At 63.5% G+C, this 25819-nt stretch carries 24 protein-coding genes and 1 tRNA gene; 10 read left to right on the plus strand and 15 right to left on the minus strand.

Annotated elements, in window-relative coordinates; genetic code table 11:
- Positions 1-20: 20 nt before the first annotated feature.
- The 5 genes from FJ950_RS00990 to FJ950_RS01010 all read right to left on the minus strand — a co-directional run bounded on the left by FJ950_RS00990 (position 21) and on the right by FJ950_RS01010 (position 5050).
- Positions 21-1337: an ArgE/DapE family deacylase gene (locus FJ950_RS00990; RefSeq protein ID WP_140614679.1), complete on the minus strand. Its 1317-nt coding sequence runs from the start codon at positions 1335-1337 to the stop codon at positions 21-23.
- Positions 1338-1378: 41 nt separating this feature from the next.
- Positions 1379-2284: a MurR/RpiR family transcriptional regulator gene (locus FJ950_RS00995; protein ID WP_140615407.1), complete on the minus strand. Its 906-nt coding sequence runs from the start codon at positions 2282-2284 to the stop codon at positions 1379-1381.
- A 94-nt stretch (positions 2285-2378) separates the two neighbouring features.
- Positions 2379-4046, minus strand: a complete 1668-nt coding sequence (locus tag FJ950_RS01000) for a DUF882 domain-containing protein (protein ID WP_140614680.1) — start codon at positions 4044-4046, stop codon at positions 2379-2381.
- Between the two features lie 217 nt (positions 4047-4263).
- Positions 4264-4809, minus strand: coding sequence for a serine acetyltransferase (locus tag FJ950_RS01005; RefSeq protein WP_140614681.1), 546 nt, complete (start codon positions 4807-4809; stop codon positions 4264-4266).
- A 166-nt stretch (positions 4810-4975) separates the two neighbouring features.
- Positions 4976-5050: transfer RNA gene (locus FJ950_RS01010), tRNA-Thr, on the minus strand.
- 160 nt (positions 5051-5210) lie between these two features.
- Between FJ950_RS01010 and FJ950_RS01015 the strand changes: the two genes are divergently transcribed.
- The 9 genes from FJ950_RS01015 to yacG all read left to right on the plus strand — a co-directional run bounded on the left by FJ950_RS01015 (position 5211) and on the right by yacG (position 10805).
- On the plus strand, positions 5211-5387 hold the full coding sequence (locus FJ950_RS01015) for a hypothetical protein (RefSeq protein WP_015316270.1): 177 nt from the start codon (positions 5211-5213) through the stop codon (positions 5385-5387).
- 130 nt (positions 5388-5517) lie between these two features.
- A complete protein-coding gene (murA, locus tag FJ950_RS01020) occupies positions 5518-6810 on the plus strand; it encodes a UDP-N-acetylglucosamine 1-carboxyvinyltransferase (protein ID WP_015316269.1) in 1293 nt (430 codons plus the stop codon).
- A gap of 168 nt (positions 6811-6978) precedes the next feature.
- Positions 6979-7413, plus strand: coding sequence for a DUF2948 family protein (locus FJ950_RS01025; protein WP_015316268.1), 435 nt, complete (start codon positions 6979-6981; stop codon positions 7411-7413).
- A gap of 7 nt (positions 7414-7420) precedes the next feature.
- On the plus strand, positions 7421-8713 hold the full coding sequence (gene hisD, locus FJ950_RS01030; RefSeq protein WP_140614682.1) for a histidinol dehydrogenase: 1293 nt from the start codon (positions 7421-7423) through the stop codon (positions 8711-8713).
- Positions 8714-8719: 6 nt separating this feature from the next.
- Positions 8720-9205: a UPF0262 family protein gene (locus FJ950_RS01035; protein ID WP_015316266.1), complete on the plus strand. Its 486-nt coding sequence runs from the start codon at positions 8720-8722 to the stop codon at positions 9203-9205.
- A complete protein-coding gene (locus FJ950_RS01040) occupies positions 9193-9654 on the plus strand; it encodes a low molecular weight phosphatase family protein (RefSeq protein WP_140614683.1) in 462 nt (153 codons plus the stop codon). The genes FJ950_RS01035 and FJ950_RS01040 overlap by 13 nt, the downstream gene beginning before the upstream one ends.
- An 87-nt stretch (positions 9655-9741) precedes the next feature.
- Positions 9742-9960 (plus strand): translation initiation factor IF-1, encoded by a 219-nt coding sequence (gene infA, locus FJ950_RS01045; RefSeq protein ID WP_006329283.1) that lies wholly within the window; start codon positions 9742-9744, stop codon positions 9958-9960.
- Between the two features lie 24 nt (positions 9961-9984).
- Positions 9985-10611: a Maf-like protein gene (locus tag FJ950_RS01050; protein WP_140614684.1), complete on the plus strand. Its 627-nt coding sequence runs from the start codon at positions 9985-9987 to the stop codon at positions 10609-10611.
- Positions 10608-10805: a DNA gyrase inhibitor YacG gene (yacG, locus tag FJ950_RS01055; RefSeq protein WP_023772777.1), complete on the plus strand. Its 198-nt coding sequence runs from the start codon at positions 10608-10610 to the stop codon at positions 10803-10805. Before FJ950_RS01050 ends, yacG begins: the two co-directional genes overlap by 4 nt.
- A gap of 11 nt (positions 10806-10816) precedes the next feature.
- On the opposite strand, the gene FJ950_RS01060 is transcribed toward yacG, so the two are convergent.
- The 6 genes from FJ950_RS01060 to FJ950_RS01085 all read right to left on the minus strand — a co-directional run bounded on the left by FJ950_RS01060 (position 10817) and on the right by FJ950_RS01085 (position 19814).
- On the minus strand, positions 10817-12187 hold the full coding sequence (locus FJ950_RS01060) for an alpha-glucosidase/alpha-galactosidase (protein WP_140614685.1): 1371 nt from the start codon (positions 12185-12187) through the stop codon (positions 10817-10819).
- A gap of 19 nt (positions 12188-12206) precedes the next feature.
- The gene (locus tag FJ950_RS01065; RefSeq protein WP_140614686.1) at positions 12207-13874 is read right to left on the minus strand and encodes an ABC transporter ATP-binding protein; all 1668 of its coding nucleotides are present in this window, start codon (positions 13872-13874) and stop codon (positions 12207-12209) included.
- A 10-nt stretch (positions 13875-13884) separates the two neighbouring features.
- Positions 13885-15021 carry an ABC transporter permease gene (locus FJ950_RS01070; RefSeq protein WP_015316260.1) on the minus strand — a complete coding sequence of 379 codons (1137 nt, stop codon included), beginning with the start codon at positions 15019-15021 and terminating at the stop codon, positions 13885-13887.
- Positions 15022-16029, minus strand: coding sequence for an ABC transporter permease (locus FJ950_RS01075; protein ID WP_015316259.1), 1008 nt, complete (start codon positions 16027-16029; stop codon positions 15022-15024).
- A 133-nt stretch (positions 16030-16162) separates the two neighbouring features.
- A complete protein-coding gene (locus FJ950_RS01080; protein ID WP_140614687.1) occupies positions 16163-18244 on the minus strand; it encodes an ABC transporter substrate-binding protein in 2082 nt (693 codons plus the stop codon).
- 103 nt (positions 18245-18347) lie between these two features.
- Positions 18348-19814, minus strand: coding sequence for an alpha-glucosidase/alpha-galactosidase (locus FJ950_RS01085; protein WP_140614688.1), 1467 nt, complete (start codon positions 19812-19814; stop codon positions 18348-18350).
- A 248-nt stretch (positions 19815-20062) separates the two neighbouring features.
- Here FJ950_RS01085 and FJ950_RS01090 point away from each other — a divergent pair, with 248 nt between their 5' ends.
- Entirely contained in the window at positions 20063-20938 is an 876-nt protein-coding gene (locus tag FJ950_RS01090) for an AraC family transcriptional regulator (RefSeq protein WP_140614689.1), read from the plus strand.
- A 17-nt stretch (positions 20939-20955) separates the two neighbouring features.
- Here the strand turns inward: FJ950_RS01090 and FJ950_RS01095 are convergent, their stop codons facing one another.
- From FJ950_RS01095 to FJ950_RS01110, 4 genes are read right to left on the minus strand one after another with little or no spacing between them, the layout of a single operon-like run.
- Positions 20956-22983, minus strand: a complete 2028-nt coding sequence (locus FJ950_RS01095) for an aldo/keto reductase (protein ID WP_140614690.1) — start codon at positions 22981-22983, stop codon at positions 20956-20958.
- 36 nt (positions 22984-23019) lie between these two features.
- On the minus strand, positions 23020-24099 hold the full coding sequence (ugpC, locus tag FJ950_RS01100) for a sn-glycerol-3-phosphate ABC transporter ATP-binding protein UgpC (protein WP_140614691.1): 1080 nt from the start codon (positions 24097-24099) through the stop codon (positions 23020-23022).
- Positions 24100-24107: 8 nt separating this feature from the next.
- Positions 24108-24944: a carbohydrate ABC transporter permease gene (locus FJ950_RS01105; RefSeq protein WP_015316253.1), complete on the minus strand. Its 837-nt coding sequence runs from the start codon at positions 24942-24944 to the stop codon at positions 24108-24110.
- Entirely contained in the window at positions 24941-25801 is an 861-nt protein-coding gene (locus FJ950_RS01110) for a sugar ABC transporter permease (RefSeq protein ID WP_140614692.1), read from the minus strand. The genes FJ950_RS01105 and FJ950_RS01110 overlap by 4 nt, the downstream gene beginning before the upstream one ends.
- Between the last annotated feature and the right edge of the window lie 18 nt (positions 25802-25819).

A 25819-nucleotide genomic window follows, 5' to 3' on the forward strand; every position in this document is an offset into this window, starting at 1 on the left:
CCGCCTGAAAAGCAAGCCCCTCAGCGCACGCCGCACCAGTCGATGACGGATGCCGCGATCACCTTGGCGGTCTCGACCACCGATTCCACTTCGACATATTCGTTGGCGCCATGGAAGCCGTCGCCCGACGGACCGAAAATGACACCGTCGACACCGGCGCCGGCATAGTGCGCAGCATCGCACACGGCGACGAAGCCGCTTGTCTGAGGCGCCTTGCCGATCGCCGCCTTGCGTTTCATCAGCGACGTCACCAACGGATGGTCGACCGGCGTGTTCATCGGCGGGAAATGCAGCCCGCCGAGCTCCCACTGGATGGCAGGCGGGTTGTCGCGCAACCAGGCGTCGGTTTGCGCGAAATGATGGACGAAATTCTCGAAATCGCGGCGATAGTCGGCTGAATTCTCATCCGGCAGAAACTTCATGTCGAGATCGAGCACGGCAACATCGGGGATGATGGCCGGGTTGGTCATCACCGTCGGCAGGCCGTGTTCGCCAAGGCCCGTTCCGCCATGCATGACACCGATGTTGATCGTGTTCATGCCGACCGGCAGCAGCGGATGGGACTTTGCCCGTGTCCGGTCGAGCTCGTATTGGCGGACGGCGGCAATGAACCGCGCCGCGATCTCGATGGCGTTGACACCCGGCTTCAGCCGGTCCTTGTCGTGCCGTTGCGGGTAGATTTCGTTGTAACGCAGCGCCGAATGCGCGTTGCGGCCACGGATCGTCACCCGCGCCCATTCGAGCCCGCCCTCGACCGGGAGGACATCGCCCCAGGTCGGCTCGGCGACAAGCACCGCTTTGGCGAGTTTGCCGTTCTTGACCGCGTCCATGGCGCCGAAGCCACCAGCCTCCTCGTCGACGACGGAGTGGACGGCCAACCGGCCTTGCAGTGTGATGCCCGCCTTGCGGATCGCGTGCGCGGCGGCGACGCAAGCCGCGACGCCGCCCTTCATGTCGACCGCGCCCCGGCCATAGAGCCGGCCATTCGTGATCTCACCGCCGAACGGATCGACCGACCAGTCCTTCATCTCGCCGACCGGCACGACATCGATATGCCCACACAGGATCAGGCTGCGCTCCTCGTTTCCAGCCCATTCGCCGACCAGATTGGGCCGGCCGGGCAAGGCGTCCCACTGTTCGGTCTTGAAGCCATCGTGCTTGAGGATCGGCTCCAGCAGAGCCTGGACATCCGCCTCGCGGTTGATCGCCGGATTGGCCTCGAATTTGGGATTGACCGAAGGGATGCGGACCATGTCGCGGACCAGCCCGATCAGCCAGTCGCGGTCTCTCTCGATTTCAGCCTGCACGGCATCGATGATCGTCTGGGCGTCAGCCATGGTTATTCCTTCCTCGCACCGCCGCGCCGGGCGCATCGATGCTATTTCCTGGTGGTTCTTGGTTTGACGGTTTCGTTGTCGGACGGCGACAAGGCGGCATCGAGGGTGACGGCATTGGCGCTGCGGATCTTCTCGATGTCCTCGATGCGCTTGCGCACCCCGGCGCCATGGCCTTCCAGCGCATGGGCGAAAACCGTCTCCATCTGAGCCACGGCGGTCGCCAGCGTGTCGAAGGGCGAGTTGGCGTCGATCGCCGCGACCATCGTCAGGTCGGCGATGTCAGCGATCGGCGACAGCCATACATCGGTGAACAGCAGTACGGAGACGCCGCGTTCCTTCGCCTGCCGCGCAAAGCTCACCACGTCCGACTGGTAGCGCCGATAGTCGAACACGACGAGAAGGTCGCGCTTGCCGAGGTCGATCAGCAAGTCGAAATCCGCCGGGCTCAACGAGCCGATGTCGCGCACGCCGGAGCGGAATTGCAGGAGATAGCCGGCGAGCATGGAGGCGATGTGGCGGCTGAAACGGCCGCCCAGCAGGACGACCTGGCCCTTGGTCTCGAGCAGCAAATTGACAGCGCGTGTATAGGCCTGCAGGGGGACCGCGGTGCGCGTGCGCTCCAGACTGTCGGAAACCGAATGGAAGTAGGCCAGTGCCGTGCCCTCGCTGGAGCCGCCGGGACGCTTGGCCTCCATCATCAGCAACGGCGAATGCAGTCTGGATTCGACTTCCGTCAGCAGCCGCGCCTGGAAATCGGCAAAGCCGACATAGCCGAGCTTGGTCATCAGGCGGGTCACGCTCGGGTCGCTGACTCCGGCGCGTCGCGCCAGCCGGGTCGCCGTTCCCAGCCCCGACATCGGATAGTCGGCGAGCAGGACCTGAACGATCTTTTCTTCCGCCGACGTGAAAGCCAAGGTGGTGTTGGCCAACTCTTCGCGGATCGACATGGTCATCGCCTCTCGCCAACGGAAAGACGATTACCTTACAATTTCATACAAGATTGTCAAATTTGGAAAATATCTTACAGACTTGCGCGTCGACCTATCTGAACCTGGCGGTGGGCAGGAATTTCACAGCGGAGCCGGTGAAGCGGCGGTGATCGGACGTCTGTCCTCGTGGCTGGAAGCCATCGAGATAGACCTGCTCCGGGGCCGTGCGGATGAAATTGGCGGCAATGACGGTCGCCGCTGTCGAGCCGGTTCCGGTGATGCGGCGCCCGGTCTCAAGCGATTGGGCGGTCGGCGCCGCTGGCAGAATGACGGCGGTGGCTTCGGGATCGAGACGTGGCTGGACACGGTCGGCCTTGGGGCTGGTCCTGACACGGTCTTCAGGTTTCGATGCAGGGACTGCAATCCGCTGTCCAGCCAGCGGATCGAGGCTGTCATCGACGTGATGCGTGGCCAGCAAGGCACCGATTGCATCGGCGGATTTGGCCGCCTCCGGTTGACGCGCGGGGCCCGTCTGGTCTTGCGGTCGCCATGTCGGGACAGGGATGTTGAGCGCCAGCATGTCCGGACCGGCAATCGCGGGGGCGGCATTCATCCTGGCCACGGGATTTTCGGCACCGGTCGCCGCCGGTTCAACCCGCGCGGTGGATGCGCTGCTGGCTACGCCGAACGGCACGGCTTGCGGGGTTGGAATGGTGGCGGCGAACCCGGTGCGCGGTGCGAAAGCGGGTATCGGCACCGTGCCGGGCGGCATCGCCATGACGATCGCTTCAGGCGTCTTTGCAGACGTTTCTTCGGCCGGATCGGCGGGGTCGACCTGAACGTCCGCCCGCTGGGCTGCCTCCGGCGCCACGATAGCAATGCCCTGGCCAGCCGTCTTGGAGTCGCCAGGCATCTTGGGATCACCGGCCGTTTTAGGTTCAACTGACTTGGTCGGCTTGCGTGGCGCAGGCGCCGCTTCCGCGGCATCGTCGGCTTCATCCGCGCCGCGCCCGCCCAAAAGCGTCGCCAGCAGGCCGCGCGCTGGCCTGCGCTGGCCGCGGTCGGCGCTGGCCAGTTCGATGTTGGGCGTGCCGGCGGCCTTGCGTGACTCGTAGGCGGCAAACGCCTGCTCGTAGCCAGGCAACGGTTTGCCGTCGCTCGGCACATGCAGCGTGTTGCCGTTCGGGAAGACCCTGGCGAGCTCCAGGCGGCTGATGCCAGGCCAATGCCGCACATTGCCGACATCCATATGAATGAACGGCGAACCGGAGGTCGGATAATAGCCGACGCCGCCGCCCTGCATCTTCAGGCCGATGTCGCGCAACTTCTTCAGCGGCACGTCAGGCAGGAAGAAGTCCATGGCGCGGCCAACCATGTGCTGGCTTTCGCGGGCCACGCCCTTCGAACGACCGCGCAGCATGGCGTTGGTGGCCGGCGAGCGATAGGCGCTGACCACATGGATATAGGCCGTCGAGCCGCTGGCGCGGTAAGCCTGCCAGACCAGGTCGAGCAGGCGCGGGTCCATCCTGGTCGGCTCGTTGCGGCGCCAGTCGCGCAGCATGAAGTTGATCTTCTTCAGGCCCGCCTGATCGTAGCGCCCATCGCGCTTGAAGACGATCTCGGCCTTCTCGCCCGTATGAAGATGCTGAATCCGCAAGGCGCGCGTCTCGGCGAACGCATCGGTGACACACATGCAAAGCAACGCCATCGCAATGGCCGGCAACCATGTCCAACGACGGGAAGCGCCGAGCGGGTTTTGTTCGCTTTCAATCCCATTCATGCCTTGCACATCGTTCCTGTTTCAGGCGATTTGACGTCTTCGCTCAGATGAGGAGCTTTCGTTCGGCACTCTCCCCGGCAATGACTTAACCAGCCGGACAGGCAGCCGTCCGACAACCCGACATGTCGAAGAACAGCATCTTGGTTAACGAATCGTGTCATGCCGCGCATGCGTTCGACCGATGAGGGCGCGCCACCGGCAAGCACCATAGGCCTGTTCACATTGCCGGCGGCCATCGATTGGTGATGAAATTGTGCTGCCGCGCCTTGTCGATCGGCCTCGCGGGGACGCCGACCGCGGTGCTCCCCGCCGGAATATTCCTGGTGACAACGGCACCCGCGCCGATAAGCGAGCGGCTGCCGATCGTGACCTCCTCTACGATGCACACGTTTGGGCCGATATAGACCTCGTCCCCTATCGACGCGGATTTGCCAAGCGTCGCCCCGATCGTCACATACTGGGATATGTTGCAGTTGTTGCCGATCGTTGCCGTATGATGGACCACGCACGGGCCGCCATGGCCTATGTAGAAGCCATGGCCGATGCTGGTCTCCACGGGGATTTGTATGCCGAATTTCCTCATCTTCAGCGAGAGGAAGAGACGGGCTATCCGGCACACGACGGAATTGTCCGACTGCGCGATCCGGTGCCAGACCATGTAGTTGAAGCCCCGATTCGTGAGGTATTGCCGGCACAACGTCACGATGTCGCTGCTGCGCGTATAGCGATACAGATCGCTTCTAATGGCCTCGAATATCTGCATTTACGGCCTCGGCACCCATGCCCGGAATGGGAACGGGCACTAGATCATCCCGGTAACGCAAAGGGAACAAACGCCGTGGGCAATCCACGGATTCCGGCGCATGCCGTGGCTTCATCGCCTGTCCGTGCCGGAAAGACGGTGTCACAGGCGTTGTTTGCAGGGTGTCTGGTGCTGCGAGAGAGGATTGAACTCTCGACCTCTCCCTTACCAAGGGAGTGCTCTACCACTGAGCTACCGCAGCCGCTGATGGCGGGGCTTCTGCCATATCGAACCGGCAAGCGCAAGGCCAAGAACAACGCTTCTGTGAATGGCTTTGCCGGATAGCTTTTATTGACATGGCGGCGCCACAATGTTGGCTATCCCTGAAAGCGGGTTGGCCGGGCGCCAGCCGTGGCGGGACAATGAACGACAAGACAAATCCACCGAAGAACAGCGGAACAACCCGCAAGAACCGGCTCGCCGAGCAGTTGCGGGCCAACCTGCAGAAGCGCAAGGCGCAGTCGCGCTCGCGCCGGACAGGCGAGGCCGACCAGCGGCCCGACGGGCTCGGCGCGGCCAAGGAAATGAAGAAAGATTAACTCAAATCGGCCACTCTCAGGCCGGGGTGGGCGAAATCCTATTTCTTGAACCAAATTGGTCAATGGTCTAGACGGGCCGATACTCAAACGATTGAACCGGCCCTTTTCTGGCCGAGAGGGACAGTCTCCAATGGATCGCATCAGAATTGTCGGCGGCAACAAGCTTGCCGGAAGCATTCCGATCTCGGGCGCGAAAAACGCCGCCCTGCCGCTGATGATCGCCTCGCTTCTGACCGACGACACGCTGACACTGGAAAACGTGCCGCATCTGGCCGATGTCGAGCAGTTGATCCGCATCCTCGGCAATCATGGCGTCGACTATTCGGTCAATGGCCGCCGTGAGAAGCAGAATGAGGGCTATTCGCGCACCATCAACTTCTCCGCCCGCAACATCGTCGATACCACGGCGCCTTACGAACTGGTGTCGAAAATGCGCGCCTCGTTCTGGGTGATCGGCCCGCTGCTGGCCCGCATGGGCGAGGCCAAGGTGTCGCTGCCCGGCGGCTGCGCCATCGGCACGCGCCCGGTTGATCTGTTCCTCGAAGGCCTGCAGGCGCTGGGCGCCGACATTGATGTCGATACCGGCTACGTCATCGCCAAGACCCGGAACGGCCGCCTTGTCGGCAACCGCTATGTCTTCCCGAAAGTCTCGGTCGGCGCCACCCATGTGCTGATGATGGCGGCGTCGCTGGCCAAGGGCGAGACGGTGCTTGAAAACGCCGCCTGCGAGCCGGAGATCGTCAATCTCGCCGAATGCCTGAACGCGATGGGCGCCAGGATTTCCGGCGCCGGCACGCCGACCATCACCATCGACGGCGTCGAAGCCCTGTCGGGCGCGCGCGTGCGTGTCATCCCCGACCGCATCGAGACCGGCACCTATGCCATGGCGGTGGCAATGACCGGCGGCGACGTCGTGCTGGAAGGCGCACGACCGGAGCTGCTGCAGACGGCGCTCGACGTGATTTCCCAGACGGGCGCGGAGATCACCCAGACCAATTCCGGCATCCGCGTGAAGCGCAATGGCGCCGGCATTTCACCCGTCGACGTGACGACGGCCCCCTTCCCGGCCTTCCCGACCGATCTGCAGGCGCAGTTCATGGGCCTGATGACCATGGCCAAGGGCAAATCGCGCATCACCGAGACGATCTTCGAAAACCGCTTCATGCACGTCCAGGAACTGGCTCGGCTCGGCGCCCACATCACGCTCTCGGGGCAGACGGCGATCGTCGACGGCGTGGCGAAGCTGAAGGGCGCGCCAGTCATGGCGACCGATCTTCGCGCTTCCGTCTCGCTGGTCATCGCCGGCCTGGCGGCCGAAGGCGAAACCACGGTCAACCGTGTCTACCATCTCGACCGCGGTTTTGAGCGGCTGGAGGAAAAGCTATCCAATTGCGGCGCGGTGATCGAACGTATTTCCGCCTGACGGTCGGACGGCAGCAGCTTCCAGCAAAGGGCGGCTCATAGCGCCGCCGCCCGTCTGCCCGCAGCGCAAACCCGAGGCAATGCCTCGGGCGGACGTCGTGGGGTGGTTGCACCGGCCGGAAAGACCGCCTAACAGAGGCTGAAACCAACCTGTAGGTCGAAAATCCGGATGACCGCCCTCAAGCTTATCGCGCTCGACGACCAGGATCTGAGCATCGTCTCGGCCCATCTCCAGGACGCCGTGATGAAGGTCTCGGACCTCGAATTCCTGCCCAAGGCCAAACGCTTCGTCCTGACCATGAACCGTTTCGTGTGGGAGGCCAAATCCGGCCTGTTTCGCCAGCACAATGAACGACGGCAGGCCGTGCTGCATTTCGACCGGGTGCTGGGCGCCAAGACCAACGGTATCGCCCGCGACAAGCCCGCCGAAATTCTCTCCTTGCTGGCGATCAGCTTTATCGAGATCAGCAAGCCCGCGGGCATCGTCGAACTGATCTTTTCGGGCGGCGGCACGATCATGCTCGATGTCGAATGCATCGAGGCCCGCCTTGCCGATATTGGCGGCGCGTGGGAAGCCACCTCGCGCCCCATCCACAGGGCTTGAGCATACGATGGCCATCACGCTTGCCCAGTCCGACGCCGATTTCGAGCAGCGTTTCGCCGCGTTTCTCACGACCAAGCGCGAGGTGTCGGCCGACGTCGACGCCGTGGTGCGAGACATCATCGCGCGCGTGCGTGCCGAGGGCGATGCGGCACTGATCGACTACACGCGGAAATTCGGCGGAGGCGACCTCGCCAAGCTCGGCATTGCCGTCTCGGCGGAAGACATCGCCGGCGCCTATGCCGAGGCCGATCCGGCCACGGTCGAGGCGCTGAAATTCGCACGCGACCGCATCCGGTCCCATCACCAGCGGCAAAAGCCTCAGGACGAACGCTACACGGATCCCGCCGGCGTCGAGCTCGGCTCGCGCTGGACGGCGGTCGAGGCGGTCGGGCTCTATGTGCCGGGCGGCACGGCAAGCTATCCGAGCTCGGTGCTGATGAACGCCGTGCCAGCCAAGGTAGCCGGCGTCGAGCGCATCGTCATGGTCGTGCCGGCACCGCACGGCGTCGTCAACCCGCTGGTGCTGGTGGCGGCGGATATATCGGGCGTCTCCGAAATCTACCGCGTCGGCGGCGCGCAAGCGATCGCGGCACTCGCCTATGGTACGCAGACGATAAAGCCCGTCGCCAAGATCGTCGGTCCAGGCAATGCCTATGTCGCCGCAGCCAAGCGGCAGGTGTTCGGCAGGGTCGGCATCGACATGATCGCCGGCCCTTCCGAAGTGCTCGTCGTGGCGGACGGCGACAACGATCCGGACTGGATCGCCGCCGATCTGCTCGCCCAGGCCGAACATGACGTGTCGGCGCAGTCGATCCTGATCACCGACGACCCGGCATTCGGCAAGGCGGTCGAACGGGCGGTCGAACGCCAGCTGCGGAGCCTGCCGCGCGCGGAAACGGCGGCCCAGAGCTGGCGCGATTTCGGCGCCGTCATCGTGGTTCCGACCGTCGAGGCCGCGCTGCCGCTGGTCGACCGCATCGCCGCCGAACATGTCGAGCTGGCCATCGAGGATGCCGAAGGCTTCCTGGCGAAGATGCGCAACGCGGGCGCGGTTTTTCTCGGCCGCCACACGCCCGAGGTCATTGGCGACTATGTCGGCGGCTCCAATCACGTGCTGCCGACGGCGCGCTCGGCGCGCTTCTCGTCCGGCCTGTCGGTGCTCGACTTTGTCAAGCGCACCTCGGTCCTCAAACTCGGACCGGAGCAGTTGCGCGTGCTGGCACCCGCGGCGATCGCACTCGCGCAGGCGGAAGGGCTTGACGCGCATGGCCGCTCGGTCGCCATACGGCTGAACATGTAGGCCGGTATGACGGGCTCCGGTCAAACCCGCGCAAAACTGATCGATGTCGAACTCGATGAGTCGATCGGCCGTTCGACGCCCGATGTCGAGCATGAGCGGGCGGTGGCGATCTTCGACCTGATCGAGGAGAATAGTTTTCAGCCTGTCAACGACAGCGGTGCGGGTCCCTACCGGCTGAAGCTGTCGCTGGCCGAGTCCCGCCTGGTCTTTGCCGTGGCACGCGAGGACGGCACCGCCGTCGTCACCCACATCCTGTCGCTGACGCCGCTCAGGCGCATCGTCAAGGATTACTACATGATCTGCGAGAGCTATTACGACGCCATCCGCTCCTCGACGCCGAGCCATATCGAGGCGATCGACATGGGCCGCCGTGGCCTGCACAATGAGGGCTCGCAGACGCTGATGGATCGGCTCTCCGGCAAGATCGACATCGACTTCGACACGGCGCGACGGCTGTTCACGCTGGTCTGCGTGCTGCACTGGCGGGGCTGATCCTGGCCCCCGGCGCCCTGCCCCGCTCGGTTCTGTTCCTGTGCGGCATGAATGCCGTGCGCTCGCCGATGGCCGAGCAGCTGGCGCGCCGGATGCTGCCCGCCACCGTCTTCGTCGCCTCGGCCGGCGTGCGCGCCGGCGAGCGCGACCCGTTCGTCGATGCCGTGCTTGCCGAGGACGGGCTGTCGCTGGGTGAGCGTCATCCAAGGACGCTGAACGATCTCGAGGACGACTATTTCGACCTGATCGTGACACTGGCGCCGGAGGCCCACCATGCCGCGCTCGAACTCACGCGCTCGCTTGCCGTCGAGGTGGAATACTGGCCGACGCCGGATCCGACCGATGCCGGCGGCACGCGCGAACACATCATGGCCAGCTATCGCGACGTGCGCGAGCGGCTGAAAGCCCGGATCTACAGCCGGTTCACCGTTCCGAGGCCTGGCGATTAAGCGTGTTCACAAGCGACAGATTATCATATAGGTTCCGCCGAAATTCCAGCCGGGGCGCTGGAACTGCCATCCAAGCAAAGGTATCGAATGCCGAAGGAAGAAGTCCTCGAGTTTCCGGGTATCGTCACGGAATTGTTGCCCAACGCGATGTTCAGGGTGAAGCTCGAAAACGAACACGAGATCATCGCCCATACCGCCGGCCGCATGCGCAAGAACCGCATCCGCGTGCTGACCGGCGACAAGGTTCTGGTCGAGATGACGCCATACGACCTGACCAAGGGCCGCATCACCTACCGCTTCAAGTAAGATCAAGACCCGGCCGGTAAAGCGATGAGCATTTTGCAAAAGCTGGTGCTTGCCTCGGGTTCGCCGCGCCGCATCGAACTCCTGCAGCAGGCCGGCATCGAGCCGGACCGCATCCTGCCAGCCGATATCGACGAAACGCCGCTGCGTGCCGAGCATCCGCGCTCGCTGGCCAAACGGCTGTCGAAGGAAAAGGCCGAGAAGGCGTTCGCGTCGCTGAAGTCCGAGACGGACCATGCGTCGAGCTTCGTGCTGGCGGCCGACACGGTGGTCGCCGTCGGGCGGCGCATCCTGCCCAAGGCCGAGACGCTGGATGACGCCGCCAACTGCCTCGGGCTGTTGTCCGGACGTTCGCACCGGGTCTATTCCGGCATCTGCCTGATCACGCCGGGCGGCAAACTGCGCCAGCGACTGGTCGAGACGCGGGTGCGTTTCAAGCGGCTGCCGCGCGAGGAGATCGACGCCTATGTCGCGTCCGGCGAATGGCGCGGAAAGGCCGGCGGCTATGCCGTGCAAGGATTGGCCGGCGCCTTCGTCGTCAAGCTCGTCGGCTCCTACACCAACATTGTCGGCCTGCCGCTCTACGAGACGGTGGCGCTGCTGTCGGGCGAAGGTTTCAAGACGCATCAAAACTGGTTGTCCGCGCGACCATGAGCCTCGACGACAAGGTCACGCCCCTGCGGCCCAAGCGCCCGTGCCCGGAATGCGGCAAGCCATCGGCGCGCGAGACCTATCCATTCTGCTCGACGCGCTGCAAGGACATCGACCTCAACCGCTGGCTGAAGGGTGCCTATGTCATCTCGGCCCGCGACGACGAGGAAGAACCGGACGCCGACGAGCCGAAGTAGACGAGCGCCGGTCAGGCGGCTTCGTTCTTGCGTTTGACGCGCGCCCAGGCCGGCAGCCAGTCGCCATGTGCGGCCAGGAGATCATCGACCAGTGACCAGATCTGGTCGAGATCGAGTTCGGCCGCGGTGTGCGGATCCATCATCGCCGCGTGATAGATGTGGTCGCGGTTTTCGCTCATCAGCGCCCGCACCGTCAGTTCCTGTACGTTGATGTTGGTGCGGATCAGCGCCGTCAATTGCGGCGGCAGGTCGCCTATATAGGTCGGCTGGATGCCGGACGCATCGACCAGGCACGGCACTTCGGCGGCGCAATCACGCGGCAGCGAGGTGATGCAGCCATTGTTGCGCACATTGCCGTAGATGACCGACGGTTCGCCGGTCCAGACCGAATTCATGATCGAGGAGGCATATTCCTTCGACTCTTCGACCTCGATGCGCTGGGCCGAGCGGTAGGCCTGCGCCTGGTCCTTCCAACGCTCGATCTGCTCGACGCAGCGCTTGGGGTATTCATCGAGCGGAATGCCGTATTTCTCGATCAAATCGGGACGGCCGTCCTTGATGAAATAGGGCGTGTATTCGGCGAAATGCTCCGAGCTCTCGGTGACGAAATAGCCCAGCCGCGTCAGCATCTCATAGCGCACCTTGTTCGGACAGCGCGGATTCCAGCCGGGTTTGGGCGCGCGGCCTTCGCGATAGGCACGCACGAGATCGGGATAGAGGTCGCGATAGGATCCATCCGGCTGGCGATGCTCGAACTGCAGGTAGAAAGCCATGTGGTTGATGCCGGCCGAGCGGTAGCGGATCTCGTCATAGGGAAGGTCGAGATCGTGTGCCAGTTCCATCGCCGTACCTTGCACCGAGTGGCACAGCCCGACCTGCCTGATCTCGGGATATTTCTCCGAGATCGCCCAGGTGTTGATCGCCATCGGGTTGACATATTGCAACATGATGGCCCGCGGGCAGACGGCAAGCATGTCCTCGCAGATCTTCCACAGATGCGGCACGGTCCTGAGGCCGCGCATGATGCCGCCGACGCCGAGCGTATCGGCGATGGTCTGGCGCAGGCCATATGTCTTCGGCACCTCGAAATCCGTGACGGTGCAGGGCTCATAGCCGCCGATCTGGAAGGCGACGACGACGAAATCGGCGTCCGCCAGCGCCTTGCGCTGGTCCGTGTAGGTCTCGGCCATCGCCTTGACGCCGAGTGTGGCGATCAGTTTGTTGACGACGACGGCGCTTTCTTCCAGCCGCTGCGGATTGATGTCCATCAGCGCGATCGTGGCGCCCGAAAGTGCCGGGCGCTGCAGCACGTCGCCGACGATGTTCTTCATGAACACCGTCGAGCCGGCGCCTATGAAAGTGATCCTGGGATGTCTTGCCACGTTAACCTCCGGCATATGTTCAGGCCACGTCGAAAGCGGCCCTGACGAGCCGTTCGGTGTAGGCGGTCTTGGGATGGGTGAGGACCTGGTCGACAGGTCCCTGCTCGACGATCTTGCCGTGCTGCATGACGATGACGCGGTGGCAGAGCGCCCGCACCACCTTCAGGTCGTGCGAGATGAAGAGATAGCTCAAGCCACGCTCGTCCTGCAGCTTGCGCAGCAGGTCGATGATCTGCGCCTGGACGGAGAGATCCAGCGCCGACGTCGGCTCGTCGAGCAGGATGAATTCGGGTTCGAGCGCGATGGCCCGGGCGATGGCGATGCGCTGCCGCTGGCCGCCGGAAAATTCATGCGGAAACCGCGACAGGATATCGCCCGGCATGCCCGCGCTGACCAACGCCTCGCGCACCCGTTCGACCCGCTCGCGGCGCGTTGCGCCGATGCCGTTGACGACCAGCCCTTCCTCGATGATCTGGCCGATCGTCATGCGTGGGTTAAGCGAGGAGAACGGGTCCTGGAAGACGATCTGCATGCGCGACCGCAGCGGCCGCATCTGCGTTCGCGACAGGCCATGGATCGGCTGGCCATCGAAGCGGATCTCACCGCGTTTCGCTTCGGTCAGCCGGAGCAGCGCCTGGCCGAACGTGGTCTTGCCGGAGCCGGATTCGCCGACCAGCCCAAGCGTCTCATGGCGGCAAAGCTTGAGGTCGAGGTCGTCGACCGCGACCAGTTCACGCCAGTCCGGCTTCAAGAACGTGCCGTGGCGCAGCATGAAGCAGACGCGCACGCCATTCGCTTCGAGGATGGTGCCAGAGCCCGCGGGCAACGGTTGCGGCCGTCCTCTTGGTTCGGAAGCAAGCAATCGCCTGGTGTAGGGATGCCGCGGATCGGCGAACAAGCGTTCAGTGACGTTGTGCTCGCACATTTCGCCATGCTGCATCACATAGACGTAGTCGGAAAACTTGCGCACCACGGTGAGGTCGTGGGTGATTAGGATCACCGCCATCCGCAGCTCTTTCTGCAGATTGCGGATCAGGTTGAGGATCTGCGCCTGGACCGTGACGTCGAGCGCGGTCGTCGGCTCATCGGCGATCAGCACGTCGGGATCGTTGGCGAGCGCCATGGCGATCATCACGCGCTGCCGTTGCCCACCCGAGAGCTGGTGCGGATATTGCTTGAGCCGCGCCTCGGGCTCGGGAATCTGCACATGCCGCAGCAGTTCGAGAGCGCGCGCCCAGGCTTGTTTGCGGCTCACCTTGCGATGCACCCGGATCGCTTCGACGATCTGGCTGCCGACCGTGTAAATCGGGTTGAGCGAGCTCATCGGCTCCTGGAAGATCATCGAGATGCGGTTGCCGCGCAGCTTGCGCCGGGCGCTCTCGGGGAATTTCAGAATGTCCTGTCCGTCATAACAGACGCTCGATTTCGGTGACACCGTTGCGCGGCGCGACAGCAGGCCCATGACGGTGCGCGCCGTCACCGATTTGCCGGAACCGGATTCGCCGACGATCGCGATCGTCTCGCCGCGATAGAGCTGGAACGAGATGTCCTTGACCGCCTCGACGGTACCGTGCTCGACCTTGAAGGCGACCTCGATGTTGCGGGCGTCGATGACGGGCTCTCCCTGGCGCCCATCATGATCGAGGCGAAAGGCTGGTGCGAAGGGCTCGGCGAGTACGACGGTCATTCCTGTCCCCTCAATACGGATCGACGGCATCGCGCAGGCCGTCGCCGAGCGCGTTGAAGGCGAAGACGGTGACCAGCACGAAACCGACCGGCGACAGGATCCAGGGATAGGTACCGATGACGGAATAGGTCGCGGTGTCCTGAAGCATCAGCCCCCAGGAGATCAGGGGCGGCTTGACGGCAAAACCGAGGAAACCGAGGAAGGATTCGAGCAGCACAACCGTCGGGATGGCCAGCGTCACGGCGACGATCACGTGGCTCATCACATTGGGGAAGATGTGCTGCAGGATGATGCGCCGGTCGGTGGAGCCGACCGCCATGGCGGCGCGCACATATTCGATGCGCGCCAGCGCCAGTGTCTTGCCGCGCACCTCGCGCGACATCTGCGCCCAGCCCAACGCCGACATGACGATGATGACAAAGCCGAGGAACACATTGGTCGGCGCGGTGACAGGGATCAGCGTCGTCAGCGCCAGATAGAGCGGCAGTTGTGGGAAGGCGAGCACCAGTTCGACGAAGCGCTGCATCCAGACGTCGAACCGGCCGCCGAAATAGCCCGACACCATGCCGACAGTGGTACCGATGACCGTGATGATGAAGACCACCGTCAGCGCGATCATCAGCGAGACGCGCGAACCATGGATGGCGCGCGACAGCACGTCCCGGCCGAATTTGTCGGTGCCGAGGAAATGCACCGGCTGGCCGTCCGTCGAGGCGAACAAGTGCCGGTTCGCCGGGATCAGCCCGAAGAGCTTGTAGGGCGCGCCCTCGACGAAGAAGCCAAGCAGCCTCGGGTGGTCGTAGTCGGGGCCGACGATGGGCTGGAAGGTGACCGGATCGAGATCGGCCGAATCGGCCAGCGCATAGACCCTAGGCCGCGCGACGAAATTACCATCCTTGTCGTGGAAGGACGGCAGCTGCGGCGGGGCGAAGCCGACATCGGTCGCCTTCGGATCCATCGGGGCCAGGAATTCGGCGAACACGGCCATCACCAGCAGTAGCACGACCAGCCAAAGCCCAGCCATCCCGGTCCAGGAGCGCTTCAGCCGGCGCCAGACAAGCGCCATGTAGCTCTCATTGCCGCGTGCGGGCGCTACTGTGGCTCGCTCGGCCGGCAGTGGCGGTGGTGAAGGCTCTCGCGCCAGCATCTAGCCCTCCCCGAACTGGCGCACGCGCGGATCGAGCAGGACGAGCAGCATGTCGGCGATGATGTTGCCGACGATCAGCGTCGCCGACAGCACCATCATGAAGGTGGCTGTGACATAGACGTCGCCGACCGCCATCGAACCGACGATCGCCGGACCGACGGTCGGCAGCGCGAAGATGATCGCCGTCTCGATCTCGCCGGTCAGCATGTATGGCAGCACCACGCCCTGGTACATGACGAGCGGATGCAAGGCATTGGGCACGGCGTGGCGCATGACGACGGCACTGCCGGTCAGGCCCTTGGCTCTCGCCGTCTCGACATATTGCGCGTTGAGCGTGTCGAGCAGATTGCCGCGCATGACGCGCATATTGTAGGCGAGGCCGCCGAAGGTGGCGATCGCCACCACCGGCCAGACATGCTTGACCAGGTCGACGAATTTGGCCCACGACCATGGCGCGCCGCCATATTGCGGCGAGAAGAATGAGCCGATCTCCGACACGTTGAACTGGAAGACCAGGAAATAGACGATGATCAGCGCCATCAGGAAGCGCGGCACCGTCATGCCGAGAAAGGCGATGGCCGACAGCGTGGAATCGATCCAGGTGTATTGCCGGGTCGCGGCCCATATGCCGAAAGTGATGCCGAGCACCGAGGCGAGCAGATGGCAGACCAGCGCGAGCAGCAGCGTGCGCGGCAGGCGCTCGCCGACGACCTCGGCCACCGGCTTGTTGTAATAGAGGCTGTAGCCGAAATCGCCGCGGGTGACGACGCCGCCGATCCAGTTGAGATACTGGACGGGCAGCGGCTTATCGAGGCCGTGTTCGACGCGATAGGCCTGGGCCTGTGCGTCGGCCTCCGCGAAGGAGGCTCCGCCCTGGTTGATCAGCTGCGAGCGGATGTAATCGGCATAATCGCCAGGCGGCGCCTGGATGATGGCAAAGGTGACGAGACTCAAAATAGCGAGAACCGGGATTGCCGACGCTATGCGCATGAGCAGGAATCGCAGCATGGACGGTCCGCTTCCTCATCTCGCCGGACGCTCCCCTGGAGGGGCGTTCGGAGGGTTGGTTTGTCCCGGCCGCGCCCTCGACGCGGCCGGGTGTCTCTCAGTCGGGGGAGGTAACTTGCATCGGCCCTTAAACTTACATCGGGCCCTTGTCTCCAGGCTTGCCGGGAAGCTCTTCGGGGAACAATTCGTATTTCGCCTGTTTGTCGGCCGCGACGAAGACCCGTTCGCGGATGATCGAATCCTCGGCCCAGTTGAACATGAAGATCGGCGTGCCCTGCGGGATGTTGGAGAAGCGCTTGTTGACGATCAAGGCGCCGGGATATTCCGTCAGGCCGACATTGTAGACGTGCTCGGTCGAGATCTTCTGGAAGTCCCGCATCAGACTGGCGCGCTGGTTGTTATCCGCCGACGAGACGAACTTGTTGACGATGTCGACGAGGTCCTTCTCGAAAGGCATCAGGTCGACCTCGCCGCTTTCCGGCGCGCGGTGATCCCAGCTGGTCTTGGGGCCGACCGGAGCGAGTTGCACGGTGTTCTGCACCACGGAGGTCAGCTCCTGCTCATTGCGCCGGATCAGCCAGTCGAAGCGGCCCGAATATTGCGTGGCATCGCGCTGGGTGCCGTTAAGCCCGTTGAGCACGATCCGGAGGCCAAGCTTCTCCATCTGCGCGACCACGCCTTCGGCGAGGCTCTTGTCGGTCGTGTAGTCGTTGTTGACCAGCATCACGATTTCGACGTTCTTGCCGTCGGCGGTACCGGCCGGGAAGTTGACGATGCCGTCACCGTCTGTGTCCTTCAGACCGGCCTTGGCGAGTTCGGCCTTGGCGCCCTCGAGGTCGAATGGATAGTAGACGGTGGACTTGCGGTCATAGAAGCTGGTGCCCGAGGAGAGGCCGCCTGGATAGATCGCGGTGAACGGCCCCTTGACGAGGGAATCGCCCAACGCCTTGCGGTCAAGCGCCATGGTGACGGCCTTGCGGAAATCCTCGTTGCGGTTCAGTTCGCGGATCGCCTGGCCGCGCTCGTCCGGATTGCCCCAGCCATTGGCGGAGAAGTTCAGGCGCAGATTGTAGCCGATCAGCCGCGGGCCGAAGGCAAGGCGCGCCGGCGCGTTCGCCTCCGCCGCGCGCTTTAGCGAGGCGACGAAGTTTTCCGGCTGCTCGAGGTTGGAGAAGTCGCCGGCGCCGGCGACCGCCTGAACGTCGCGGTCGGCCCAGGTCGACAGTTTGTAATGCAGCTCGTTGAGATAGGGCAGCTGGTTGCCCTTCTCGTCCACTTTCCAATAGTAGGGATTGCGGCGCATGACGATGATGTCGTCGGCCCGATATTCGACCGGCACCCAGGCGCCCATGACAGGCATGTTCATATATTCGGGCGGGAAGGCGTTCTTGAACTGATCGTAGGTGTTCTTCGAATATTTCGGGTGCTGCGGCTTCAAGATATGCGCGGGACCGGGGCAGAAGGTGCCATAGGCCATTGCATAGAGGTGCTGTTTCGGGAAGGCTTCCTTGAAGGTCCATTCGACCGTGTAGTCGTCGATCTTCTTCAGCGTCGTGCCGACGCCGAAGGTTTCCTGGGTGGCGCCATTGAGCGGCGAGACGTTGGGATCCATGACCTCGTCGTCCCAGTAGAACATGACGTCGTCGGCGTTGAATGGCACGCCGTCCGACCATTTGGCACCTTCGACGAGATGCATGGTCAGCTTGTGGCCATCGGCTGACCAATCCCAGCTTTTGGCCAGGTTGGGCAGCGGCTCGGTGTCCTTCGCCTCAACCTGGAACAGCGGCGCGGTGCGCGTCAGGCACTCGGAAAGGCCGATGTCGATGCCACCCCACCCTTGGGTCTGGCCGGCGCCGTAGTTCCAGCCTTCGGGCCGGCCGCCGATGACATGGCGCATCGTATCGCCGTAGACGCCGACGCCGTCCGGCATGTTGGCGGTCTTGAAGACAAGCGGCTCTTTCGGCAGCCGATCTTTCACCGGCGGCAGCTTGCCGGCCTTGACGTATTTTTCCGTGACCCAATCGGGCTCGTGATAGTCGGGCAGCGCCTTGAACTCTAGGATGGAGTCGCGCGGCACGTACTTGATCTTGCCCTCGGCCGGAAACGTCGCCGGAACCGGTGGGACGGTCGGCTCGGAAGCGAAAGCGTTGAGCGCCGGAACGGAGACGCTCAGCGCCAGTCCGGCGGCAATGCCAATGCTGCGTAGGTTCCTCATTGTCTCCTCCCTCGTATTCAGACGTTTGCTGCTGCTCGTATTTGGCCTGGACGGCAGGCTGCGGTGGATCCGCCTCCCGTGGATCCGCCGCCGCGCCCGGTTCTCAGACGGCCTGTTTCAGCGCGGCCTTTTCGGCGCGCAGTTCCTCGATCGAGCGCACGCTTCGCCGCGCGGCACCGGCCCATTCCCGCGTCTTGACCGTGGATTTCGACAGCCTCTCCTTGGCTGCCGGAACCGCATGGGCATATTGCGGCAGCCATTGCGCCTGGGCGACGACCATTTCGTCGACCATCTGCCAGACCTCCTCCGGCGTCGACACCGCGCCGACCAGCGGATCATGCAGCACGGCAAGCTTCAGAAGATCGATGTCGCCAGATATGGCCGCGTGGACCGACATGCGCTGGACGTTGATCGAGGCCATGCAAGTAGCGGCACAGGCTTCCGGCAACGTGATGCCGGCGGCCATGTTGATGCCGAAACGATCGACGAAACCGGGTGACTCGATGATGGCGTCCCGTGGCAGATTGGTGATCACGCCGTCATTCCTGACGTTGAAGTGGCCACGATAGACGCGGTTGGTTTCCAGCGCCTCCAATATGTGGCTCGCATGCTCATTCGAGCGCCTTGATGCGTCGATCGGTTTCGACGCCGCTTCGAGGAATTGCGGATATTCGGTCTCGAACCAGTTGCGGGTTTCCGTGGAATAGCGGAGGTAGCCGCCGGTCTCGCCATGGATCCAGTCGGACATGTCGATCCAGCGCGTGATCTCGTCGGGGCGCTTGCGGTACCAAGGCAGATATTCGGAGAGATGGCCGTTGCTTTCGGTCGAATAGACGCCGAAGCGCTTCAGCACATCGATGCGCAGCTTTTCCTGCTGGGAATAGACCGGATGTGCCTCGAAGGCGGCAATTAGCTCATCCCTGTCGATCTTGCGGCCGTTCAGCCGCAAATCGATGAACCAGGTCTGGTGGTTGATGCCGGAACAGACATAGTCGAGTTCCCGCAGCGATTTCGCGCCCAGCACCTCGGCGATCTGTTCGGCTCCGTGCTGGACGCCATGGCAGAGACCGACCGTGTCGACCTTGCCATATTCGATCGCCGCCCAGGTGTTCATCGCCATCGGGTTGGCATAGTTGAGGAATTTGGCGTTGGTATCGGCGACTTCGCGGATGTCCTTGCAGAAATCCAGGATCACCGGAATGTTGCGCTGACCGTAGAGAATACCGCCGGCGCAGATCGTGTCGCCGACGCATTGGTCGATGCCGTATCTCAAGGGAATGCGGATATCATCGGCATAGGCTTCGAGGCCGCCGACCCGCACGCAGCTTATGATGTAGCGCGCACCCTCGAGCGCCTTGCGGCGGTCGGTCGTCGCGGTCACCCTCGTTGGCAGATTGTTCGCCTCGACGATCCTGTCGAGGATCGCCTTGATCATCGCGAGATTGTGCTCGCTGACGTCGGTCAGCGCGAATTCGATGTCCTTGAATTCCGGCACGCACAATATGTCGGTGAACAGCTTCTTCGTGAAACCGACGCTGCCGGCGCCGATAATAGCGATTTTGAAACTCATCACCTTCACCTCGGTCCAATCGAATGCTAGGCAAGGAGCAGCAAGGGAAGAAAGATGGCCACACGCCTCTGGGCGCATGCCATTCAAGCCGGAATCCGGCTTTTCTCTCCTCCCGCCCGCTCCTCGTTCGCGGGCTATTCGCGTTCTTCGAGGCGCGATTATGCGCTTATTCGCGAGCGCGGCCAGAGAAGGATTATGCTTTCAGGGGTAATTTTGTGCTGCGGGATTTAATCGCTAACGGAGAGTCAATGCGGACCGTCTCGCTGCCGCGCGGCCGCCAGCGCCTGCATGCCATGCCGACGAGCACGGGCTATGAGGTGCGCGAGGACGTGACCTATGACTGGGACGGGCGAAAGCGCGGTCAGACACCGTTCACCGTCCTGCAGCATACGATCGGCGGTACCGGCCGGTTGCGCTACGAAAACCGCGATTACCGCCTGCAGACGAACGACACGCTGCTGGTGCTGGTGCCGCACAACCACCGCTACTGGCTGGCCAGGGGCGAGCGCTGGGAATATTTCTGGATCTCGATGAACGGCGAGGAGGCGTTGCGCGTCCACAAGTCGATCCTCGACGTGTCGGGACCGGTCTTTCGGCTGCAGCCGGCGACGATCGATCATCTTGCCGATTGCAGTCTGCGTCTTATCAAAGGGGCCGCTTCTCCAGGCGCTGCTTCGGCGATCGCCTACGAGGCGGCGATGGCGCTCTACGACGATGTGTTCGGCTCGCACGCCTTTGCCGAAAAACAGAGTGCCATGCAGCCGGTCATCGATCATATCAACGCCAATCTCGACAAAGCCCTGCCGGTGGCGGACCTTGTCCAGATCAGCGGACTGAGCCGGGCTCATTTCTCACGCTGCTTCGCCGAGAGCGAAGGCCTGCCGCCCGCCGAGTTCGTGCTGCAGCAGCGGCTGCAGCGGGCGGCGAAATTGCTGACCAAGGCCGATTTCCTGCCGGTGAAGGAAGTGGCCATCCTGTGCGGGTTCGAGGATGCGAATTATTTTTCGAAGGTCTTTCGCCGCCTCTACGGCACGACGCCCAGCCAGTTCCGCACCACCGGCATGTATGCCAGCTTGCGAACGCCGGCCAGGCGCGGCGCCAAGGTGTCGGACGACGAGACCTGACGCCGCTTGAGACCTAATCAGGCCGCGTGCAGGCTGCCGCCGTCCAGCCACTCGAGTTCGGCCGGCGAAAGCGCGATGTCCAGCGCCCGCAGGCTGTCGTCCAGTTCGCCCAGCGTGCGCGGCCCGATCAACGGGACCGATGGGAAAGGCTGGTTGAGGACATAGGCCAGCGCAATATGGATCGGGCTCTTGCGCAGCCTGGCGGCGAGTTCGATCGCCCGGTCGCGGCGGCCGAAATTGCGCTCGGAGTACCAGACCCGCACCAGTTCCTCGCTGTCCAGCCTGTCGCGCCCGGCGCGGTCGGTGAAGAAGCCGCGTCCCTGGCTCGACCAGGCGAAATTCGGCATCTGCCTGGATGTCAGCCAGGCTTTCCAGTCGTCGGTGGAGGAGGTGATGCAGCCGGCCCAGATCGGCTCCAGCATTTCGGCCAGCGAAAAATTGTTGGAGAGCGCGCCGGGCTTCTGCTTGCCAGTGCGCTCGGCATAGGCAATGGCCTCGTCCATGCGCTGCATCGTCCAGTTGGAGCCGCCGAAGGGACCGCGAATACGCCCGGCCTTGACCTCCGCGTCCATGGCGTCGACGAACTCGCCGACCGGCACGTCCGGATTGTCGCGATGCATGAAATAGATGTCGACATGGTCGGTCTGGAGACGGTCGAGCGACTGGGCAAGCTGCTTTGCGATCACGTCGGGATAGCAGAGCGGCGAGTGCGCGCCTTTGGCGATGATCACCGACTGCTCGCGCACGCCACGGTTTCTCAGCCATTGGCCGAGCAGCGTCTCGGTGTAGCCGCCGCCATAGACGTAGCCGGTGTCGAACAGATTGCCGCCAGCCTCGAAAAAGGCATCGAGCAGGATCGACCCGGAGGAGAAGGTGCGGAAATCCTCGAAGCCGAGCGCCACCACGGAGGTCGGTTTCGGCAGGCCCGGAATGGTGCGCTTGCCTATCGCGGTGCCGCCGGGCCGCAGAGGTCGGCCGGAGATGGTGTTGGTGCGCAGCGAGGCCTTCTCGATCTCGTACTCCAGCCCCACCGCCGCGCGCCATCTGTCTAGCACGCGCAAGGTGCCGAGGCTGTCGGCCCAGCCCATCCCCGGCCAGGCGAATTCCTGTCGCCCGGCGCGGATCGCCTCGCCGGCGGCATCGACCTCGAAGGAATAGACATGGCGCTTCTCGTTGACGCTGATGGTCTCTTGCGCGCCGTCGGCGCCGATCACGTCGATCCGGCCGAGGCCGACATCGCGGTCGCCGCCGGCGAACCAGAAGTCCGGCACCTCGATGCGGCCCTTGGTGCCGAAGATGCGCAGGACGTTGTCCTGGTTCAGCGAGATACTGCAGGAAACCTCGGCGACGATGCCACCGGGGAAATGCAGGACAGCGGAGGCCCATTCGTCGACGCCGGACTGGCCAAGGTGGGCGCCGCCCACCACCTTGTCGGGTTCGGCGAATGGCTTTCCCGCGGCAGCGCCGGCAATGAGGCGCACCATCGACACGGGATAGCCGCCGACGTCGAGGATGCCGCCGCCGGCGAGGTCGTTGGCATAGAGCCGGTGCTCCGGCATGAAATCAGGCATGGCGAAGCCGAAGCTCGACTTGATCATCCTGATCTCGCCGATGACGCCGGACTTGACCAGGCCCACCAGTTGCTGCGTCTGCGGGTGCAGACGGTACATGAAGGCCTCGCCGAGAAAAGTGCCGGCCTTCCGCGCCGCATGCATCATGGCGTCGGCCTCGAACGCGGTCAGTCCGAGCGGCTTTTCGCAAAGCACATGTTTTCCGGCTTCCGCCGCCCGGATCGCCCATTGCGCGTGGCCGGGATGCGGCACCGCGATATAGATCGCGTCGATCTCCGGATCGGCGAGAAGAGCGTCGTAACCGTCGAGGATGCGGGCGCCGGGAAAGCTCTCGGCCAGACCCGGCTTGCCGGGGTTGCGCGCGCCGATGGCGACCAGTTTCCCGGTGCGGGAACCGGCGACGCCGCCGGCAAAGGCCTTGGCGATGCCGCCCGGCCCAAGAATCCCCCAGCGAATGGGCGTTGATGCAGTCATGTCATTCTCCTTGCGGGCTTGGAAAGGGGCGGCCGGTCAGCGCAGCCGCAGCCCCTTTTCGTCGAACAGGTAGGATTTGCGGATGGAAACGGTGACCTCCGAGGTGTCGGGAACCTTTGCCGCGTCGCGCTGGATCACCACATCCTCGCCATGGGTCGTTCGGGCATAGAGGAAGCTCGTGCCGCCGAGGTGCTCGACCACGTCGATGGCGGCGGTGAGGTCGGCGTCGCCTTCACCGGCGCTGCCAAAATGTTCCGGCCGCACGCCGACGATGACTTTGCTACCCAGTTCAGGCCCTGCGCATTTCAACGGTTGCGTGATGCGGGTTTTCTCCTCGCCGGCCAGTTCGACCACGACCCCTTTTTCATCACGCCCGACAATATGGGCCTTGATGAAATTCATCTTCGGCGAACCGACAAAGCCGGCCACGAACATATTGTCGGGATTGTCATAGAGCTCCAGCGGCCTGCCGATCTGCTCGATATGGCCGGCGCGCAGCACGACGATCCGGTCGGCCAGCGTCATCGCCTCGGTCTGGTCGTGGGTGACATAGACCATGGTGGCGCCGAGTTCCTTGTGGAGCCTTGAAATCTCGACCCGCATCTGGACACGCAGTTCGGCATCGAGATTGGAGAGCGGCTCGTCGAACAGGAACACTTGCGGCTCGCGCACGATGGCGCGGCCGATGGCGACACGCTGGCGCTGGCCACCAGAAAGTTTTTTCGGACGACGATCCATCAATTCGCTGATGCGCAGGATCTCGGCCGCGCGCTTCACCCGCCGCTCGGTGTCGGCCTTGGGGTTGCCGGTCATGCGCAGCCCGAAGGAGAGATTCTGCTCGACGCTCATATGCGGATAGAGCGCGTAGGACTGGAACACCATGGCGATGCCGCGGTCGGCCGGCTCGACATCGTTGACCACCTTGCCGCCGATGGCGATCTCGCCGCCGCTGATGTCCTCCAGCCCGGCGATCATCCTGAGCAGCGTGGACTTGCCGCAGCCCGACGGGCCGACGAAGACGACGAACTCGCCGTCGGCGATGTCGATGTTGGCGCCGTGGACGACTTCGAACGCGCCGAAGCGCTTGGCGACATTGGTGAGGATAACGGTTGCCATTCTGCCCCTTACTTGACCGCGCCGGCGGCGATGCCGGCGATGAAATGACGCTGCAGGAGCACGAAGACGACGAGCATCGGCACGGTCAGCATGACCGCGCCCGCCATGATGCCGCCCCACGACACTTTGGTCAGGCCGATCAGCGTGCCGAGCGCCACGGGTGCTGTCATCGAACCCGGCTGGCTGTTGATCAGAAGTGGCCACAGATAGTTGTTCCAGGAGGCGAGGAACAGGATGATGCAGAGCGCCGCCAGCATCGGCCGCGCCAGCGGCAGGGCGATGAAGACGAATATCCGCCACTCCTTGACGCCCTCGACGCGGGCGGCATCGAACAGATCGTCCGGCATCATCGAAAAACTCTGGCGCATGAACAGCACGCCCAGCGAATTGAACAGCGGCGGCACGATCAGCGCCACCCAGGTGTTGGCAAGCTTGAAGTCGCGCGCCACCATGATGAATTGCGGGATCAGCACCACCGCATAGGGCAGCGTGATGGTGCCCAGGATGATGGCCACGACCACGCTTTTACCGAAGAACTGGTAGCGGGCCAGCGCCCAGCCGGCCATCGAGGTCAACAGCACCGACAAGACGGTGTAGGTCACCGCCACGCAAACGGAAATGACGATGGCGCCGACGAAGTCTGTGTCGCGCTGCAGATTGTTGAAATTGTCGACGAAATTGCCGCGCGGCAGCAGTTCGATGCCCGGGCTGAATATGCCATTGTCGGGCATGGTCGAGAACACCACCATCATCCACAGCGGAAACAACCAGATCAGCGCCAGCGGCGTCAGGAAGAGGTGCAGTGCGATGCTTCGTTTCAGTCTTGCCGATGAGAGCGAGCTCATTTCGGTTCCCTCGTCAGCCATAGCTGCACCAGTGTGATGGCGATCGCCAGCCCGGCCATGGTGTAGGCGACGGCAGAGGCATAGCCGAAATTGAGCGAGCGGAAGCCCTGGCGGTAAAGCAGCAGACCGAGCGTCTCGGTGCCGCCGCCCGGCCCGCCACGCTCGGTGATCAGGAACGGCTCGGTGAACAATTGCATGGTGCCGATGATCGACAGCACGGCGCAGAAGACGATGACCGGCTTCAACAGCGGCAGGGTGATGTAGAAGAATTGCTTGAGCTTGCTGACCCGGTCGAGCGTCGCTGCCTCGTAGACATCCTCGGGAATGGACTGCATGCCGGCCAGCAGGATGATGGCGTTGTAGCCGGCCCAGCGCCAGGTGACCGCGATCATGATCAGCGCCATGGCCGGCGTGACATTGGAAAACCAGTCGACCTTGGGCAGGCCGATGCTGTTCAGCAGCTTGTTGACGATCCCGAAATCGAGGCTGAACATCAGCCGGAACACCGCCGAATAAGCGACCTCGCCGACCACCACCGGGGCGAAGAAGGCGAAGCGGTAGAGGCCGCGCGCCTTGAGCAGCGGCGAATTCAGAAGCACCGCCATCACCATGGCCAGCGCGATCATCACCGGAACCTGGATGACGAGGATGAGCAGCGTGTTCTTCAGCGCGTTGAAGAAGGCGGGGTCGCCGATCAGCCGGCCCCAGTTGAAACCGGGCGCGAAGCGCCACGGCACGGTGCGCGTCGCCTGGAACGAGATCAGGAACGAGGAGATGATCGGCCACACCCAGAAGATGGCGAAGATCAGGAGATAGGGCGTAAGGAAGCGATAGGCCGTGGCATTGCGGGCGCGCATCTTTTGTCCTCCTTCATC

It is taken from the genome of Mesorhizobium sp. B2-3-14 (assembly GCF_006442175.1).
GTDB lineage: Bacteria > Pseudomonadota > Alphaproteobacteria > Rhizobiales > Rhizobiaceae > Mesorhizobium > Mesorhizobium australicum.

Bases quoted from the DNA above. Each gene is read 5' to 3' on its own strand.
- FJ950_RS01005 (WP_140614681.1), bottom strand. From the start codon at position 4,809: ATGCAGATATTCGAGGCCATTAGAAGCGATCTGTATCGCTATACGCGC.
- FJ950_RS01095 (WP_140614690.1), bottom strand. From the start codon at position 22,983: ATGACTGCATCAACGCCCATTCGCTGGGGGATTCTTGGGCCGGGCGGC.
- FJ950_RS00995 (WP_140615407.1), bottom strand. From the start codon at position 2,284: ATGTCGATCCGCGAAGAGTTGGCCAACACCACCTTGGCTTTCACGTCG.
- FJ950_RS01065 (WP_140614686.1), bottom strand. From the start codon at position 13,874: ATGACCGTCGTACTCGCCGAGCCCTTCGCACCAGCCTTTCGCCTCGAT.
- FJ950_RS01070 (WP_015316260.1), bottom strand. From the start codon at position 15,021: ATGCTGGCGCGAGAGCCTTCACCACCGCCACTGCCGGCCGAGCGAGCC.
- FJ950_RS01015 (WP_015316270.1), top strand. From the start codon at position 5,211: ATGAACGACAAGACAAATCCACCGAAGAACAGCGGAACAACCCGCAAG.
- FJ950_RS01025 (WP_015316268.1), top strand. From the start codon at position 6,979: ATGACCGCCCTCAAGCTTATCGCGCTCGACGACCAGGATCTGAGCATC.
- murA (WP_015316269.1), top strand. From the start codon at position 5,518: ATGGATCGCATCAGAATTGTCGGCGGCAACAAGCTTGCCGGAAGCATT.
- FJ950_RS01075 (WP_015316259.1), bottom strand. From the start codon at position 16,029: ATGCTGCGATTCCTGCTCATGCGCATAGCGTCGGCAATCCCGGTTCTC.
- FJ950_RS01035 (WP_015316266.1), top strand. From the start codon at position 8,720: ATGACGGGCTCCGGTCAAACCCGCGCAAAACTGATCGATGTCGAACTC.
- yacG (WP_023772777.1), top strand. From the start codon at position 10,608: ATGAGCCTCGACGACAAGGTCACGCCCCTGCGGCCCAAGCGCCCGTGC.
- FJ950_RS01080 (WP_140614687.1), bottom strand. From the start codon at position 18,244: ATGAGGAACCTACGCAGCATTGGCATTGCCGCCGGACTGGCGCTGAGC.
- FJ950_RS01050 (WP_140614684.1), top strand. From the start codon at position 9,985: ATGAGCATTTTGCAAAAGCTGGTGCTTGCCTCGGGTTCGCCGCGCCGC.
- ugpC (WP_140614691.1), bottom strand. From the start codon at position 24,099: ATGGCAACCGTTATCCTCACCAATGTCGCCAAGCGCTTCGGCGCGTTC.
- hisD (WP_140614682.1), top strand. From the start codon at position 7,421: ATGGCCATCACGCTTGCCCAGTCCGACGCCGATTTCGAGCAGCGTTTC.
- FJ950_RS01085 (WP_140614688.1), bottom strand. From the start codon at position 19,814: ATGAGTTTCAAAATCGCTATTATCGGCGCCGGCAGCGTCGGTTTCACG.
- FJ950_RS01105 (WP_015316253.1), bottom strand. From the start codon at position 24,944: ATGAGCTCGCTCTCATCGGCAAGACTGAAACGAAGCATCGCACTGCAC.
- FJ950_RS01090 (WP_140614689.1), top strand. From the start codon at position 20,063: ATGCGGACCGTCTCGCTGCCGCGCGGCCGCCAGCGCCTGCATGCCATG.
- FJ950_RS01110 (WP_140614692.1), bottom strand. From the start codon at position 25,801: ATGCGCGCCCGCAATGCCACGGCCTATCGCTTCCTTACGCCCTATCTC.
- infA (WP_006329283.1), top strand. From the start codon at position 9,742: ATGCCGAAGGAAGAAGTCCTCGAGTTTCCGGGTATCGTCACGGAATTG.
- FJ950_RS01000 (WP_140614680.1), bottom strand. From the start codon at position 4,046: ATGAATGGGATTGAAAGCGAACAAAACCCGCTCGGCGCTTCCCGTCGT.
- FJ950_RS00990 (WP_140614679.1), bottom strand. From the start codon at position 1,337: ATGGCTGACGCCCAGACGATCATCGATGCCGTGCAGGCTGAAATCGAG.